At 69.9% G+C, this 16101-nt stretch carries 15 protein-coding genes; 6 read left to right on the top strand and 9 right to left on the bottom strand.

Annotation, left to right across the window (positions count from 1 at the left end; genetic code table 11):
• Nucleotides 1-50 precede the first annotated feature (50 nt).
• Nucleotides 51-800 carry a helix-turn-helix transcriptional regulator gene (locus GHC57_RS07150; RefSeq protein ID WP_153342657.1) on the top strand — a complete coding sequence of 250 codons (750 nt, stop codon included), beginning with the start codon at nt 51-53 and terminating at the stop codon, nt 798-800.
• Between the two features lie 162 nt (nt 801-962).
• Here the strand turns inward: GHC57_RS07150 and GHC57_RS07145 are convergent, their stop codons facing one another.
• On the bottom strand, nt 963-2171 hold the full coding sequence (locus tag GHC57_RS07145; RefSeq protein ID WP_153342655.1) for an autotransporter outer membrane beta-barrel domain-containing protein: 1209 nt from the start codon (nt 2169-2171) through the stop codon (nt 963-965).
• Nucleotides 2172-2386: 215 nt separating this feature from the next.
• On the bottom strand, nt 2387-2782 hold the full coding sequence (gene apaG, locus GHC57_RS07140) for a Co2+/Mg2+ efflux protein ApaG (protein WP_153342653.1): 396 nt from the start codon (nt 2780-2782) through the stop codon (nt 2387-2389).
• Nucleotides 2783-2998: 216 nt separating this feature from the next.
• Between apaG and GHC57_RS07135 the strand changes: the two genes are divergently transcribed.
• Nucleotides 2999-4774 (top strand): vWA domain-containing protein, encoded by a 1776-nt coding sequence (locus GHC57_RS07135; protein WP_211369137.1) that lies wholly within the window; start codon nt 2999-3001, stop codon nt 4772-4774.
• Nucleotides 4775-4800: 26 nt separating this feature from the next.
• Here the strand turns inward: GHC57_RS07135 and GHC57_RS07130 are convergent, their stop codons facing one another.
• The 3 genes from GHC57_RS07130 to GHC57_RS07120 are packed head-to-tail and all read right to left on the bottom strand — an operon-like array spanning nt 4801 to nt 5806.
• Nucleotides 4801-5016, bottom strand: coding sequence for a hypothetical protein (locus GHC57_RS07130; protein ID WP_153342651.1), 216 nt, complete (start codon nt 5014-5016; stop codon nt 4801-4803).
• Between the two features lie 36 nt (nt 5017-5052).
• Entirely contained in the window at nt 5053-5268 is a 216-nt protein-coding gene (locus GHC57_RS07125) for a hypothetical protein (RefSeq protein WP_153342649.1), read from the bottom strand.
• Nucleotides 5261-5806 carry a tetratricopeptide repeat protein gene (locus GHC57_RS07120; RefSeq protein ID WP_153342647.1) on the bottom strand — a complete coding sequence of 182 codons (546 nt, stop codon included), beginning with the start codon at nt 5804-5806 and terminating at the stop codon, nt 5261-5263. The genes GHC57_RS07125 and GHC57_RS07120 overlap by 8 nt, the downstream gene beginning before the upstream one ends.
• A 602-nt stretch (nt 5807-6408) precedes the next feature.
• Here GHC57_RS07120 and GHC57_RS07115 point away from each other — a divergent pair.
• Nucleotides 6409-7707, top strand: coding sequence for an SAM-dependent methyltransferase (locus GHC57_RS07115; RefSeq protein ID WP_153342645.1), 1299 nt, complete (start codon nt 6409-6411; stop codon nt 7705-7707).
• Between the two features lie 135 nt (nt 7708-7842).
• Here GHC57_RS07115 and GHC57_RS07110 read toward each other — a convergent pair whose 3' ends face one another.
• Complete coding sequence (locus GHC57_RS07110) at nt 7843-8391, bottom strand: cytochrome b (RefSeq protein ID WP_170294735.1); 549 nt, start codon at nt 8389-8391, stop codon at nt 7843-7845.
• 245 nt (nt 8392-8636) lie between these two features.
• Between GHC57_RS07110 and GHC57_RS07105 the strand changes: the two genes are divergently transcribed.
• From GHC57_RS07105 to GHC57_RS07095, 3 genes are all read left to right on the top strand, one after another.
• Nucleotides 8637-9620, top strand: a complete 984-nt coding sequence (locus GHC57_RS07105; RefSeq protein WP_153342641.1) for an ABC transporter substrate-binding protein — start codon at nt 8637-8639, stop codon at nt 9618-9620.
• Nucleotides 9621-9665: 45 nt separating this feature from the next.
• A complete protein-coding gene (locus GHC57_RS07100) occupies nt 9666-11018 on the top strand; it encodes an RsmB/NOP family class I SAM-dependent RNA methyltransferase (protein ID WP_153342639.1) in 1353 nt (450 codons plus the stop codon).
• A 337-nt stretch (nt 11019-11355) separates the two neighbouring features.
• Entirely contained in the window at nt 11356-12531 is a 1176-nt protein-coding gene (locus tag GHC57_RS07095; RefSeq protein ID WP_153342637.1) for an ATP-binding protein, read from the top strand.
• A gap of 37 nt (nt 12532-12568) precedes the next feature.
• On the opposite strand, the gene ccoG is transcribed toward GHC57_RS07095, so the two are convergent.
• From ccoG to erpA, 3 genes are all read right to left on the bottom strand, one after another.
• Nucleotides 12569-14065: a cytochrome c oxidase accessory protein CcoG gene (ccoG, locus tag GHC57_RS07090; RefSeq protein WP_153342635.1), complete on the bottom strand. Its 1497-nt coding sequence runs from the start codon at nt 14063-14065 to the stop codon at nt 12569-12571.
• Between the two features lie 233 nt (nt 14066-14298).
• Nucleotides 14299-15069, bottom strand: a complete 771-nt coding sequence (locus tag GHC57_RS07085) for a L,D-transpeptidase family protein (protein ID WP_211369136.1) — start codon at nt 15067-15069, stop codon at nt 14299-14301.
• Nucleotides 15070-15184: 115 nt separating this feature from the next.
• Nucleotides 15185-15586, bottom strand: a complete 402-nt coding sequence (erpA, locus tag GHC57_RS07080) for an iron-sulfur cluster insertion protein ErpA (RefSeq protein WP_153342633.1) — start codon at nt 15584-15586, stop codon at nt 15185-15187.
• Nucleotides 15587-16101: the final 515 nt, after the last annotated feature.

Here is a 16101-nt window from a genome sequence, read left to right as displayed (position 1 = left end):
AAGTCTGTGAAAATTGTCTGTTTTTCCTGCCCTGCCAGGACAACGAGTCCATGTACATGACATCGATCGCCGACAGCCTGGACGGCTTCCTGTTCCGCCTGGCCAGCGCGGAATCCGCGTCGCAGGCCTGGCAGGAGGCGCTGGGTCACTTCCTGCCGCTCGGGGTGACGGGCCTCGTCAACCTGCGGTGCGCGCCCCGGGCGGGCGGCTGCGAGGGAACCCCCGCGCTGCTGGCCGAGGCCGATCCGGCGGTGGTGGAGGCCTGCGCCCATCCCTCGCCGGTGCCGCGCGATGCCGTGCTGGCGCATCTGGCCACCGCGCTGGGACCGCGCGTGATCGCGCCCCTGGGCCCGAGCCGGGCGCGGTCGAACCACGCGACCGGCGTCCTCGACGCGGCCGCCGCCGCCGGATACGACGGACTGATGGCGGTGCCGGTCCGGTACTGCTCCGGCACCTGCGTGTCCGGGATGGTCCTGCTGGTGAAAGGCGACAGCGTCCGCCTGGACGCCCTCTTGGAGGAGGGACAGGTTCCGCTGGCCTTCGCCGCCATCCAGACGCACATCCGGGTCGCGCAGTTGTCGGGGGCCCTGCCGGGCAACGCGCCCCGGCTGACCCGCCGCGAACGCGAGGTGCTCACCCTGAGCGCCAAGGGTCTGACCACCCGGCAGGTGGGCGAGGCGCTGGGGATTTCCATTTCCGGCGTGAACTTCCACCTCGCCAACGCGGGCAAGAAGCTGGACGCCAACAACCGAACCCACGCCACCAGTCTGGCCATCTCCGCCGGCCTGATCGCGGTCTAGCCCGGAGTCCGGGGCGCGCGGTCTTCCGGCCCCTCCGGACCAGCGATGCAACGGGCCGGTGTCATCGCCGGACCCGGCGCGCGGCGCGCTTCCGAAAAAAAGAACGGGCGCCCGCCAAAGGGGCGCCCGGGGTTGAAGACCCTTCCGTATCCGCCGCCGGTGCTAGAACTGCACCCGCATGTTGAGGCCGAAGCTGGTCGCCGACTCGTCGGAACGCGCCACTTCGGTGTTGCCGAAGGCTTCGACGAACAGGCCCTCTGTCCAGATCGCGCGCACACCGCCGCCCAGCACCGAGCCGAAGCGGTCGTTGTTGCCTTCGCTCACGAAATCGTATTCCAGACGGGCCGAGACGAACGGCTCCAGCGCGCCGCCGTCGGTCTCGAACATGTAGCCCACGTCGCCCGAGGCATAGACCTGCGCGAGCTGGCTGTCGTCGGGCTCGATCGTCGTGCCGCCGTTATTCTCGTACGAATCGAAGGTCTCGTAGCTGTATGACAGACCGGCGAAGGCGTTGGTGGTCACGCGGTCAAAGGCGTTGTTGTACGCCACGTTGCCGGACGTGATGAAGCGGTGGGACATGAAGCCTTCGCCGTCGCCCGCGGCCCAGTGCATGGAGTTCAGGCCCGGGGCGTACGAGCCGAAGGCGTTCAGCGAGATCGAGTCGGTGACCAGATAGGCCCCGTACAGGGTGGTGTTGATGTACGTGACCAGACGGGTGCGATTGCTCTTGAAGTCCACCTCGACCCGCTCGAAGCCCAGGCCCGCGCCCACCATGAAGCGGTCGGTGTAGCGGTAGTCGGCGCCGCCCATGAAGCTGAGCTGGTTGCCCCAGAAGTCGTCGGACGAGGTCCGGTCCGAGAACATGGTGCCGGACCCGTCGGCCCAGATGCCGAATCGGCCGATGGCCCACTCGCCGATGTCGCCGCCCGCGAGGCCCGTGAGCGACGCGCCGCCCTCGTCATCGGACAGCCCGCCGCCCTGCGCCAGGGAGGTGCCGCGCACCGCGCGGGCCAGGGTGGCCGCGCGGTTGGCGATGTTCATGACCAGCGTGCGGGTGCTGATGCGGGTGTTCGTCTCCGACGAGTCCTCGATCGCGCGTTCCGTGGTGGCGGTGCCGATGCCCAGGGCGTTGAAGAAGCGCTCCCAGTCGGCATCGGTTTCGGATCCAATCAGGCCCGAGAAGATGATCTCGCCATCGATGGACCAGACCTGGCTGGTCTCGCCCGTGGAGATGTACCAGTCCTTGCCGTTGATGATGCCGCCCGACGTGATGCCGTCCGGATCATACGAATCGAGCCAGTTGACCGAGTACTCCTGTGCGAACGCCGGGGCGCCCACCGTCAATACGGCGGCGGCCGCAAGGGCCGCCAAGGTTTTCCTGGAAAACAGGACAGTGCTGCCAGACATGGAACGCCCCCGTCGCTTCGAGCCCCTGTGTCGCCGGTGCGACACATAAAGAGTCGTCGGAAATATCACAAAACCGGCACAATTCGGTCAATGGCGTTCCGACGGACTGGTTGGAACGATCACGACACGATGCAAAATCACCACACTGGTGTCGGCCGGCCCCTCCGATGCCGGGGCGGTCAATGAATGCTGTGTCCGCCGTGCGGGCTGTCGAGGGAAAAGGCGGGAATGCGGACCTCGAACATCTCGTTGGTGTCGGGCCAGCGCATCTTGTAGGTGCCCTCCATGAAGCCCGACGCGGTCGAAAGCGGGCAACCGCTGGTGTACTCGAACACCTCGCCCGGGGGCAGCACGGGCTGCAGGCCGACGACCCCCGGCCCCTCCACCTCCTGCACGTGGCCGTGCGCGTCGGTGATGATCCAGTGCCGCCGCATGAGCTGGATGGTCGCGGTGCTCTCGTTGCCGATGGTCACCTGATAGGCCCAGACGAAATGCCCCTCGTCCGGCTCCGACTGGTTCTCCAGGAACAGGGGCGCGACCGTCACCCGGACGTCGTGCGTGGTGGCGCTGTACATGGCGAGGCGGCTCCCTGGGCGGCGGACTCATCCTTCGGGCTCTGCATATCTAGGACAGATCCCCGTCCGGTTGAACCGTCCCGGCCGACGCGCGCCGATCGACGCCCCGGAAACGGGCGGGTGTTGCCATCATGTCGGCGTGATTTCGGGCTTTGGTGGAGTCTGCTCCGGGCCCCGCGGCCCCGTGGGCGGTCCGACAGGAGGGGAGAAACGAGCATGACGCAACAGGCTGACGGGACCCGGGATCGACTCGGGCGAACCGCCATGATGGCGCTGGCCCTGACCGGGGCGGCGATCGGACTCGCATGGCCGGGCGCACCGGCCCGCGCGGAGGCGGAGGCCCCGGCGGGCAGGTGCCTCGCCATCGTCGAGCAGAGCGAAGCCGCCGCCATGGACGGCCAGGGCGGCGGGAGCACGGGCCTGGGCGGCGCGGTGCAGCGCCTGTTGGGGCCATCTCGGTCGGCCCAGACCCGCACCGCCCCCATGGCCGCGCCGCCGCCGACCGCCGAGGTCGCCCCGATGCCCTCGATCGCCCCGTCTCCGGTCCCCCCGTTGACCGCCATGGACGAGGCGGTGGAGCGCGACCGTTTCCGCGACGTGCCCCTGAACGGCGTGGTGCGCGTGACCGATCAGCCGGTCTCGACCTTTTCCGCCGACGTGGACACGGCCTCCATGGGCGTGGTGCGCCGCTTCATCCGCGACGGCGACCGGCCGCCATCGGACGCCATCCGCGCGGAAGAGCTGGTGAACTACTTCGACTATGCCTACCCGCGTCCGTCCACCGCCGCCGATCCGTTCGCGCCGTCGGTCAGCGTGATGCCCTCGCCCTGGGGGGCCGGGCGCGACCTGATGGTGATCGGCATCCGCGGCTGGTCGCCGGAACGGACCGAGCCGCCCCCGGCGAACATCGTGCTGCTGGCGGACGTGTCGGGCTCCATGCACGGGCCGGACCGGCTGGGGCTGGTCAAGCGCTCCATGGCGCTGCTGGTCGATCAGCTTGACGGCGACGATTATATCTCGCTGGTGACCTACGCCGGGGCCGACCGGGTGGTGCTGGAGCCCACCCCGGCCGACGACAAGGAGACCATCTGCGGCGCGCTCGGCACCCTGACGTCGGGCGGCGGCACGGCGGGGTCGAAGGGCATCGCCACGGCCTACGGGCTGGCCGAGGAGAACTTCCGCAAGGGGGCCGTCAACCGCATCATTCTGGCCACCGACGGCGACTTCAACCTGGGCGTGATCGACGACGGCCGCCTGGAAGACTACGTCGCCCGCAAGCGCGAGACCGGCATCTATCTCAGCATCCTCGGCGTCGGGCGCGGCAACTACAACGACAAGACCATGCAGCAGCTCGCCCAGGCCGGCAACGGCATGGCGGCCTATCTGGACTCCCTGGCGGAAGGCCGCCGCGTGCTGGTCGAGAAGCTGACCGCCCAGCTTCAGCCCATCGCCGACGACGTCAAGTTCCAGGTCGAGTTCAACCCCGCGAAGGTGGCCGAATACCGGCTGGTCGGCTACGAGACCCGCGCCCTACGCGAGGAGGACTTCGCCAACGACGCCGTGGACGCCGGCGAGATCGGCGACGGCCATGCGGTCACGGCCATCTACGAGATCGCCGCGCCCGGGTCGGCGGGGCTGCGCCTGCCCGAGCGGCGGTACGGCGACGACGGCAGCGCCGCGCCGGCGGGCGGCCGGGACGCCGAGATCGCCTTCCTCCGCCTGCGCTGGAAGGACCCGGGGGCGACCGCCTCGCGCCTGATGGAACGGGCGGTGACCGAGGCCGACCGCGCGCCCATGGCCCAGCAGTCGGACGACGCCCGCTTCGCGGTCGCCGTCGCCGGGTTCGCCCAGATCCTGCAGGACAACCCGGCGGTGGGCGATTACGGCTTCGGGGATGTGGCCGAACTGGCCTCCGGCGCCCTGGGCGACGACCCCCACGGCCACCGCGCGCGCTTCGTCGAATTGGTGCGCACGGCCATGACACTGAACTGACGGCGCGGGAGGCGGTGAGACGCCGCTTATAGCGGCGTCTCACGCTCCTGGGGCGGGAAAGGCGCGCCGTAGGCCTCGGCGTGGAGCGCACAGTAGGCGTCCCAGACCGGCTGGGCCGCCGTCTCACCCCGGGCGCTGCAGCGGTCCACCGCCTCGTTCCACAGGTCGGTGTCGGCCAGGAACCGGGCCCGGTCGATGTCGATGGCGACACCCCGGGCATTCGTGACATAGGTGTGAAACATGCGGATGCTCCCGTGTGGAGGCCGGTTCACCGCCGATCAGTCATCAAGGGTGAGGATGTCGCCGGCGCCGGGTGGGCGGTCATAGGGCACCAGCAGGTCGGCCGCGCCCTCGGCGTGGGTGGCCTGCTCCGCCGGCCAGCAATACACGTCGCCGGTGCGGGGGTCGGTGATGCGCCGGACCGCCTGATGCCCGGAGGCGCGGATCATGTCCCGGACCTGCTCCGGCGTGGGATTGCGGATCGCGTCAACCATCGGCCCGGCCCTCCCGACGGGCGCCCGGCGGGTCGAGCGCCACCATGCGCGCCGCGATCCCCGTGTCGGGGCGCAGCACCTCCGGATGGGCGCTGACCAGCGCGGACAGCAGGTGCCAGGCCCGCGTGTCGCTGGGGCAGACCTCATAGGCGGTGATGAAGTGCCCGGCGGCCTCCGGCCAGCGGCCTTGCGCCTGCCGCACCAGACCCAGGTTCTTGAAGGCGTTGTGGCGGTCGGGGTTGAGGCGGATGGCGGCCTCGCAGTGCGGTTCGGCCTCGTCGAAGCGCTGCATCTGGATCAGCGAGAACCCCAGATTGTTGTGCCCGAAATAGGCCAGATCCCGCGCCGACGGCGCCGCGTCCAGGGCGTGCCGGTACTGGGTGACGGCCTCCGGCCAGTCCTGGCACCGCTCGGCTAGACTGCCCAGCAGCAGGCGCGCGATGGCCCGTTCGTTGGGCGCCGTCGCCTGGGCGAGCCGCTGTTCATAGGCGGTGCGCTCGGCCGCCGCGTCGGGCCGGGCCAGGGGAGCATCGCGCATGGCAAGCCTCCGTGGATGGGGAAACGGCCTCCAGTATACCGGGACGCGCGCGCACGTATAAGTATTTTTTTCCTTGGAATTGTTTATTTTTAGTGCGCTTCGTCCAGAGACTCGGCCTCGCCCCCGTCATGGTGACTTGCCCGCGCCCACGGCTTGACTTGGGCGACTGCGCGGGCGCAAGACAAGTTCCAGTATCAGTGCCATCGTCGCAGACGCGGGATCACCGGCCCGCCGCGCCGCCCAGTCTCCCGCCAAGACCCGGGGCTCACGGGCTGGGGATTCCGGGCCGTGGCGCGGTGTCCGCCCCCGGATCGGCTTGATTCGGTGGCGGCGACTCCCCATCCTCTTAAGGTATGCGGGGCCGGAATGACCCGGGCCCGACTCGATCCGGCGGTGCCGTCGGCACCCCATGGAGGGCAACACCACCAGACACCAAAGACCAGGGTCTCGACGTCGGGAGAGGGCGGCGGGAGCAGGCCTGTCTTTTGGTCAGCCGGTATCCGGGGCTGACCCCTGCCAGATCGGATCGCAGGACACCGCAGGGCATGGACCATCCCAGCGCCCCCCGCCCCTGGTCGAACGGGAACGGGGAGAGGTGGACCATGATCCTGCACATGCTCCTGAAACGGATCCTGCGCGAGGGCGCGATCACTTTCATCGACCACAAGGGCCGCGCGCGGCACTACGGCGGGCCGCCCATCCACACCAGCGCGAGGACCGGACCGGCCCCCGGGCCCGTGACCCTGCGGGTGACCGATCCGGCCTTCCCTCGCCGGTTCCTGGCCGGACCCGAGATGGCCATCGGCGAAGCCTACATGGACGGGACCCTGATCCTGGAGGAGGGCTCGGTCTACGACATGGTGGCGACGCTGGTCCACAACGTGTTCCGCCACAGCCGCGACAGCCGCTTCATCCGGCTGCATTGGGCCGTGAACCGGGCGCTGCGCTGGCTGCACCAGCACAACCCGGTGGAGCGCGCCCAGCGCAACGTCGCCCACCACTACAACCTGTCGGCCGAGATGTATCGGCTGTTCCTGGATACGGACCAGCAGTACTCCTGCGCCTACTGGCCGCCGGGCGTGGAGACGCTGGAGGACGCCCAACTCGCCAAGAAGCGGCACATCGCCGCCAAGCTGCATCTGCAACCGGGCCTGTCCGTGCTGGACGTGGGCTGCGGCTGGGGCGGGCTGGCGCTGCATCTGGCGCGGGAACACGGGGTGAAAGTCACCGGCATCACCCTGTCCACCGAGCAACTGCGCGTGGCCCGCGAGCGCGCCCAGGCGGAGGGGCTGTCCCATCTGGTGGCGTTCCGGCTTCAGGACTACCGCCATGTGACGGAGACCTTCGACCGCATCGTCTCGGTCGGCATGTTCGAGCACGTGGGTGTGAACCACTACGTTGCGTTCTTCAGGCAGACCCGCCGCCTGCTCAAGGAGGACGGCGTCTTCCTGTTGCACACCATCGGCCGGGCCGAGCGTCCGGGCGGCACCAACGCCTGGCTGCGCAAGTACATCTTCCCGGGCGGCTACACGCCGGCCCTGTCCGAGATGAGCGATGCCCTGGAGCGGGCCGACTGGGTCATGTGCGACCTGGAGGTGCTGCGCGTCCACTACGCCGAGACCCTGCGGCACTGGCGCGAGCGCTTCGAGGCCCAGCGCGAGCAGGTGGTCGCCCACCTCTACGACGCGCGGTTCTTCCGCATGTGGACGTTCTATCTGGCGGGCTGCGAGGCCGTGTTCCGCTTCGACCGGCAGGTGGTGTTCCAGGCGCAACTGACCCAGGCGCTGGATGCGGTGCCGATCACCCGCGACTACATCACCGACGAAGAGCGCCGGAGCGCCGCGCGCCACGGCCAGGACCGCGAGCGGCGCGGACCGACGCTGGTCAGCAGGGCGAGTTGACCCCGGCCCCAAATCGGGGCGCCGCCTGCGATCAAAGAAAAAACCGGCCGGCGGGGGGAGACATCCCGCCGGCCGGGGCCCGCGCCGGACCGACCCGGGGGCCGGACCGCGCGGCGAAAGGGTGTCGTGCCGCGATCAGGCCCCCCGGCCCAGCATGCGGGTCAGGGTCTCGTCCTTGTTCAGCACGTGATGCTTCACGCCGACGGCCGCATGCAGCGCCACGGCGGCGACCATCGCCCAGCCGACCACCTCGTGCACCAGATGCGGCAGGGCGGCCTGGGCCTTGTCCTCGCCGATCGGCGGAATGGTGAACAGGCCCAGCACGCTGACCTCGTGGCCGGACAGGATCGACATCATCACGCCGGACACCACCAGCACGCCGGCGCCGATCAGCAGCAGCGCATGCATGCCGGCGCGGGCCAGGGCCTCGGGCTTGCTGGTGCCCTCGATGGGGCCCGGGCGGCTCTTCTGGGTCCAGCGCCAGATCACCATCCAGCCGATCAGGACGGCGGAAACGAGGCCGACCTGTTTGTGCAGCGGCACCAGATAGGGCCGCGCCGACTCGGGCAGCACCTCGGCCAGCAGCAGGCCGGTGACCAGCAGGCCGAGCACGACGGCGACCAGGACCCAGTGGTTGAAGACGGAGACGAGACCGAAGCGGTCCCGGGTATCGCGGATGGCCATGAAAAGACCTCCTTCGCCGGTTGGACATCGCGCGGGCCGACGCCCGCGACTCATGGGCCCACGGGTATCCCGTTCCGGCGGCGCGCGCATTGACAGGAATCATGCGACCCAGCCGGGCGACTCTTCCACGGCGGGCCCGGCGTCCGCATTTTTCGCGACGACCTGGAGTTTCGTCGTGGCATTGTGGGATGGGCCGCCGTACGGTGCCCCGCTCCTATGGATGCTTTAAACAGGTGTATACTCTCATGACGCTCGCTGATTGCCGGTTGTCGCGGTCCGTCCGCACCCTGGCCGCGCCCCTGCTGGCGGCCACCCTGGCTCTGACCGCCCTGCCCGCGCGGGCGGCCGACGAATCCCTGACCATCCTGCTCGACTGGTTCGTCAATCCGGACCATGCGCCGCTGGTGGTGGCCAAGGAGAAGGGATTCTTCACCGACGAGGGTCTGGATGTGGACCTGGTGGCCCCGGCCGATCCCAACGACCCGCCCAAGCTGGTCGCGGCCGGACAGGCGCTGCTCGCCGTGTCCTATCAGCCGCAGTTGCACATCCAGGTGGACCGGGGCCTGCCGCTGGCCCGCGTCGGCACCCTGGTGGCCACGCCGCTGAACTCGGTGGTCGTGCTGGCGGACGGCCCGATCGAGACGCTCGCCGACCTGGAGGGCCGGACCGTGGGCTTCTCGGTCGGCGGGTTCGAGGACGCGCTGCTGGGCGCCATGCTGGAGGACGCCGGCGTCAGCCCGGACGATGTGACCCTGGTCAACGTCAACTTCAGTCTGTCGCCCTCGATCCTCTCGGGGCAGGTGGATGCCGTGGTCGGCGCCTTCCGCAACTTCGAGCTGAACCAGATGGACATCGTCGGCCAGCCGGGCCGCGCGTTCTATCCCGAGGAACACGGCGTGCCGGTCTATGACGAGCTGATCCTGGTCGCCAACACCGACCGCCTGGACGACCCCCGGCTCCCCGGTGTGCTGCGGGCGCTGGAGCAGGCGACGGCCTACCTCATCAATCACCCCGACGAGTCCTGGGAGATGTTCATCGGCGCCTATCCGGACCTGGACGACGAGTTGAACCGCCGCGCCTGGGCCGACACCCTGCCCCGTTTCGCCCTGCGCCCGGCGGTGGTGGACGGGCCGCGCTACGCCGCCTTCGGGCGGTTCCTGGCCGACCGGGGCATGATCGAGGCCACGGCGCCCGTGGAAAGGCTGGCGGTGGACGTCCGCACGCGGTAGACGGGACGGCTCATCGCCCCCCGTCCCGTTGTCCGGATCCCTGCCATGACCCCCGGTGCCCGGCTGGCCGCCAGCCTCGACCTGCTGACCGAGATCGCCGCCGACCCGCGCCCGGCCGATGCCGTGGCGCAGACGTTCCTGCGGGCGCGGCGCTATATGGGGGCGGGCGACCGCCGGGCGGTGACGGAGCGGGTCTACGGCCTGCTCCGCCGTCACGCCCGGCTGGGCTGGTGGACCGGCGACGGCAGCCCGCGCGAACGGCTGATCGCCGATCTGGTGCTGACCGACCGGCTGCCGCCCAAGGCCATCAAGGCGCTGTTCACCGGGCAGGGGCACGACCCCGAGCCCCTGACCTCGGCGGAGCGTACGCTGGCCGACCGGCTGGTGGGCCAGCCGCTGGAGCCCCGGGAGATGCCCGAGGCCGCCCGCCTGGAACTGCCCGACTGGCTGCTGCCGGCCCTGACCGAGAGCCTGGGGCCGGACTGGCGGGCGGCGCTGGCGGCGCTCAATGCCGAAGCGCCGCTCGACCTGCGCGCCAACACCCTGAAGACCGACCGCGACGGCGCCCGCGCCGCCCTGGCCGAAGCCGGGATCAAGGCCACGGACGGCCCGCTGGCGCCCCTGGCGCTGCGGGTGGCGGGCCGGGTCAATCTGGCCGCCACGGCCCCCTTCCGGGACGGGCTGGTGGAGGTGCAGGACGCCGGCTCCCAGGTGGCGGCCGCGCTGGCGGGGGTGACGCCCGGGATGGCGGTGTGCGACCTGTGCGCCGGGGCCGGCGGCAAGACCCTGGCCCTGGCCGCCGCCATGGCCGGGCGCGGCCGTCTGGTCGCCTGCGATGTCTCGGCCCCGCGCCTGGACCGGGCCAAGGTGCGCCTGCGCCGCGCGGGCGTCCACAATGCCACCCTGCATGTGCTCGACGAGACCGGCCGCAAGTGGCTGAAGCGCCAGACCGGCGGGTTCGACCGCGTGCTGGTGGATGCGCCGTGCAGCGGCACCGGCGCGTGGCGGCGCAATCCCGACGCCCGCTGGCGGCTGGCGCCCGAGTCCCTGGAGAGTCTGGCCGCCGAGCAGGACGGCCTGCTGGCGCGCGCGGCCCGGCTGGTCAAGCCGGGCGGCCGCTTGATCTATGTGACCTGCTCGGTGCTGCGGGGCGAGAACGAGGACCGCGTGGCGGCGTTCCTGAACGGCCCGGCGGGCGAGGGCTTCACGGCGGTCCCCGTCGCGCGGGCCTGGGGCGAGGCGGGCCTGCCCGCCGAAACCTGCCCGGTCGGGCCGGACGCTACGGCCCTGCGCCTGTCCCCGGCCGACCACGACACCGACGGCTTCTTCGTCGCCGTGCTGGAAAAGGCGGCGGAGGGGGCAGACCGGACGGGTCCCTCCCCTGCGTCGTCCGTTTGATCGGGTGACCCCGAGTCATCGGGTCGCCGTATCGGGCCGGGGCCGCAAGCGGGGAGCGGAGGCCGGTTCCGCCATCCGCCTCGCCGTCCAGGGCTCCGAACCCGGATTACGGTTCTGTGACACTGATTGGGTCGAACCCACTTCTCGAGATCCTTCGGTCGCTTCGCTCCCTCAGGATGACGCACTATTAATAGAGTGTGCCATCCTGAGCGCCCTAAGGGCGCGAAGGATCTCGTGATGAGGCACGAATCATGACACCCCTGTCCTCTGGATTCGGAGCCCTGTCTCCCCGTCAATCATCCTTGCAAATCCGGCACATCATGCCATATTTGCAAGGATGATACCGCGCCGCCTGACCGAAACGCTGCTGGCCCGTCTTGACCAGTTTCCGGCCGTCGCTCTGCTCGGCCCGAGGCAGGTTGGCAAGACGACCCTGGCCGAATGGATCGCGGAACGGCGGGAGAGCGTCTATCTCGACCTCGAATCCCCGCCCGACCGCGAGAAGCTCGACGACCCCGTCTATTACCTCTCCGGCCATTCAGACAAACTCGTCATCCTCGACGAGGTTCAGCGCATGCCGGAGCTGTTCCAGGCGCTGCGCGGCCTGATCGACAAGGGGCGGCGCAAGGGCCGCAAGGCCGGACAGTTCCTGCTGCTCGGCTCCGCGTCCATGGACCTGCTGCGTCAGTCCGGGGAGAGTCTGGCCGGGCGCATCGCCTATGTGGACCTCAACCCGCTCGACGTGCTGGAGGTCGATCCGGCGGCGCGTGAACGTCTGTGGGTGCGCGGCGGTTTTCCGGACAGCTTTCTCGCCGACAGCGACGAGGCCAGCACGGTCTGGCGCGAGGCCTTCATCCGGACCTATCTGCAACGCGACATCCCCGACCTCGGCCCGCGCATTCCGGCGGAGACTCTGCGGCGGTTCTGGACCATGCTCGCCCATGACCAGGGCGGCTTGCTGAACGCCGCGCATCTGGGCCGGGGGCTGGCCGTCGATGGCAAGACCGTCGCGCGCTATCTCGACCTGCTGGTTGACCTGCTGCTGGTGCGCCGCCTGCCGCCGTTTCATGCCAATGTCGGCAAACGCCTCGTCCGCTCGCCCAAGGTCTATGTCCGCGATTCCGGCATCATCCACAGCCTTCTCGGGCTCGGCGATCGCGACGCCGTGCTCGGCCATCCGGTGGCGGGCGGAAGCTGGGAGGGTTTCGTCATCGAAAACCTGCTGGGCGCGGCGCCGGCGGGCACGGAGGCAAGTTTCTACCGCACCACCGCCGGGGCGGAGATCGACCTCCTCCTTGATCTCCCCGGCGGGACGCGGTGGGCCGTCGAGATCAAGCGCGGCCTGACCCCGAAGCTTGACCGCGGTTTCCATCATGCCTGCGACGACCTGAGACCCGACCGATCGTTCATTGTCTATTCCGGCGACGACGAATACCGGAAGTCCGGGGACATCACGGTCATCGACCTGCGCGGCCTGTGCGCCCGCCTCCTGGCATATCCCGAAGCCCCCTGATGCCGCCCGCCGGGACGGCGGGCGGCCCCGGAGCGCGCTACTCCGGCGCGTTGAAGTTGGCCGACTGGGTGGTGGTTTCGCCCGTCGCCGCGTTCTCCACCCGGAACGTGAACGGGGTCGCCGCGCCGTCCAGCGTCTCCGGCGGCGCCGACACGTACACCCGGAACGAGCCCACGCTGTCGCCCGTGACCGGCAGGGTCGCCCGCGCGTCCTGGCCGGGATCGGTGTCGTAGCCGATCACGTCCATCTCGGCCTCGGGCAGACCCTCGACGGCCAGCACGAACGGCGTGTCGATGCGCTCCATGTTCAGGATCTTGACGGTATAGCCGTTGCGGATCGAGCCATCCGAGAGTTGCACATAGAGCGGGCTGCGCTCGGCCTGGATGTTCACCTCAAGCCGTGAGCGCGTGCTCAGCGCGACCGCCATGACCACGACCGCGATGGCCAGGGCGGCGGTGTAGATCAGGGTGCGCGGCCGCAGCCAGCGCACGGTGACCGGCTCGCCCTGGACGCGGCGGGCCTGGTTCTTGACCGAGTCGAACCGGACCAGCCCCCGGGGCAGGTCGAAGCGGTCCATGATGCTGTCGCAGGCGTCGGCGCACAGGCCGCAGCCGATGCAGGCGAGCTGGGTGCCCTTGCGGATGTCCACGCCCGTGGGGCAGACCTGATAGCATAGCGTGCAATCCACGCAGTGGCCGCGCTGGCTGAAGTCCTCGGTCTTGCGGGCCTTGCCGCGCGGCTCGCCGCGCCACGCCTCGTAGGTCACGATCATGGACTCGTCGTCCACCATCGCCGACTGGAAGCGGGCATAGGGGCACATGTAGATGCACACCTGCTCGCGGGCGTACCCGGCCAGCAGGAAGCAGAAGCCGCCCACCACCGCGATGGTGCCGTAGGGCGCCAGCCCGGTGTCGAAGGTCAGGATATCCAGCAGCAGAGAGGGCGCGTTGCCGAAATAGAGCGTGAAGCCCAGCCCGACCAGAAAGGCCACGCCCAGCCAGGCCGCGGTCTTGACCACCTTGCGGCGCAGATGGGCGCCGGTCATCCGGCCCCGATCCTGGCGCATGCGGGTGCTGCGGTCGCCCTCGATGGCGCGTTCGATGGCCACGAAGATGTCGGTGAACACGGTCTGGAAGCAGGCGAAGCCGCACCACACCCGCCCCAGCAGGGCGGTGACGAAGAACAGCGAGATCGCCGCCAGCACCAGCAGGCCGGTGAGGTAGTAGACCTCCTGCGGCCAGATCTCGATGGCGAAGAAGTAGGCCTTGCGCCCCGGCATGTCGATCAGGATGGCCTGATCGGGCGCATCCGATCCCCGGTCCCAGCGCAGCCACGGCCCTATGAAGAAGATCGACAGCAACACCCAGTTCATCGCCGTCTTGATGCGGCGGAACGGGCCCTCGCTCTTGCGGGGGTAGACCTTCTCGTAATCGCCGTAGAGGGAGATTTTCGCGGGCTGGCCGTCCGATCCGCCTGTTTCGCCCGGCTTTGCGCCGCCGGTGGCCGTCCGGGCCACGCTGTCGGGTGCCGTCATGCCTGCTGACCCTTTTCCTGATCGCACGGCCCCAGGATCACACGGCGGCGCGCACCGTCCGCGATCCGCCGCCGCGCCCCGGGGGCGTGGAGTCCGGCCGCACGCCGGACCGTGTATGAGGAAACTCTGTTACGCTCCTGTCCCGGACCCCACATTGATTTCGATCAAACCGAACCCATGCCATCGGGCAGGGTCACCCCGATCGCTGGGCGGGCGTGACTGGTGGGCCCGCTCTAATCCGCCCCGAAGACGTAGCGGCCGTCGCGCACGGTCACGTCCGGCGGGCGGCCGGTGTCCTCGAACCAGCGGGATCCCTCGGCCAGATTGGCCCAGAAGCCCGCCCAGGGATGATCCGCCCGCGCCGCCAGCGCCTCCGGCGTCAGGCGGAACGGCAGCGCATGGACCCGCACGAAGGGCTGGCCGTGCTCGAAGGCCGCCGTCATCAGGGTCCAGATCTCGTTGATCGGGTCGTTGCGGTCCGCCCCGATCGGCAGCAGGCGCTTGCCCATGGCGAAGCACCCGATCGACACACAGTCCCCGTGCACCATCAGCGCGCTGCCGGTCCAGCCCCGGGCCTGCTCAAAGGCGTTGGGGTAGCCCAGGTTGAATGACAGGTGAAAGCGGCTGTGGGGGTTCATCCGGCCCGGCGGCACGAAGTAGAATCCTTCCGGCGCCTGCCCGTCGCCCTCGGCGGTCTTGGGCCCCAGATCGCCCGAAACGGCGCAGACCGGCCACGTCCGGAACAGAGTGAACGGCCCGCCGGGCGCGGTCTCCAGCCAGGCTTCCAGCACCCGCTCGTGCTTGAACACGCGCAGGAACACCGGCGCGCCCCAGGGCAGGTCGGCGGCCGCCACGTCGGCCTTCAGGTCCGGGGTCACCCGCGCCATGGCCTGCGCGGCGCGCGCGCTGGTCGGGACCTGGGCGTTTGCCGTGCTGTCGCCGTCCATGGCCCCCAGACTCATCGCCAGTCCCAGAAGGATCGGGACCACCCATCGCCGCCGCATGCTCTCTCTGCCTGTTCTTCCTGTGCCGTGGCCTCAACGGTCAGCATGACGCCGGACTGGGGCGAGGCAAGGGCGACCGCAGCGGCGCCGCGAGGCGCGGCGGAGGCGACGCCTCCTAAACCGAAAACGACGTGCCGCAGCCGCAGGTGGCGGTGGCGTTGGGATTGCGGATGGTGAAGGCGGCGGCCATCAGGTCCTCGACGTAGTCCACGACCGAGCCGCCCAGCAGCTCCAGCGAGGCCTCGTCGATCACCAGACGGATGCCGTGCTCGGCGAACACGCGGTCGTCCTCGGCCACCGTGCGGTCCAGGTCGAAGCGGTACTGGAACCCGGAGCAGCCGCCGCCATCCACGATCACGCGCAGCATCAGCGCGGGGTCGCCGCCCTCGCCGTCGATGAGCGTCTTGACGCGGGCGGCGCAGGCCGGGGTGATGGCCAGCGCATCGGGCGCGGGCACCACCTCCTCGGGGGCGGCGGCGTCGGGGCGGTCCGAAGTCAGGGTCTCGGTGGCGGCCATGGCGGGATTCCTGGTCTGAGGGCCGGGGACGGCAATCATTTCGGGCCAGATGTAGGCACGCCCGTCCGTCCTGTCGAGGCCCCGGCGACAGCGCCCGGGGCCACGGGTTCAGAGCACCATGTCGGCCCTCAGGCCTTTCGGTGCGGCCCCGCCGAGACCATCCCGCGAATCCGGAGACCGGACGGGACGGCACCCCGGGACATTTTTCCGCCCGGTCCGGGCCGCCCCTCTGGCGTCGCGGTCGCCGCCCGGCCCCCCTCCCGACCTCCCCCATCAATGGGGCAGGAGTCCGGGTCCACGCAACGCCCACCGGACTCCCTGCCCAGGGAATGCCTATCTGATTCACACGTCTTCAGGGAGGGCGCTGGATGATCCGGCAGCGTCGGATCATTCACCACCAAGACACAAAGAACACCAAGAGCGCGGCTCAATCATCATAGGGATCGCCCTCCATCATCGTGCCGGAGACGGCCGCTCCGGTTCGAAAAATAGGAGTGGACGTGATCGCCATGGAA

The organism is Roseospira navarrensis (genome assembly GCF_009601025.1).
GTDB classification, from domain to species: domain Bacteria; phylum Pseudomonadota; class Alphaproteobacteria; order Rhodospirillales; family Rhodospirillaceae; genus Rhodospira; species Rhodospira navarrensis.
Note: the sequence above shows the minus strand (reverse complement) of the source record. Positions and strands in the feature narration are given on the sequence as shown.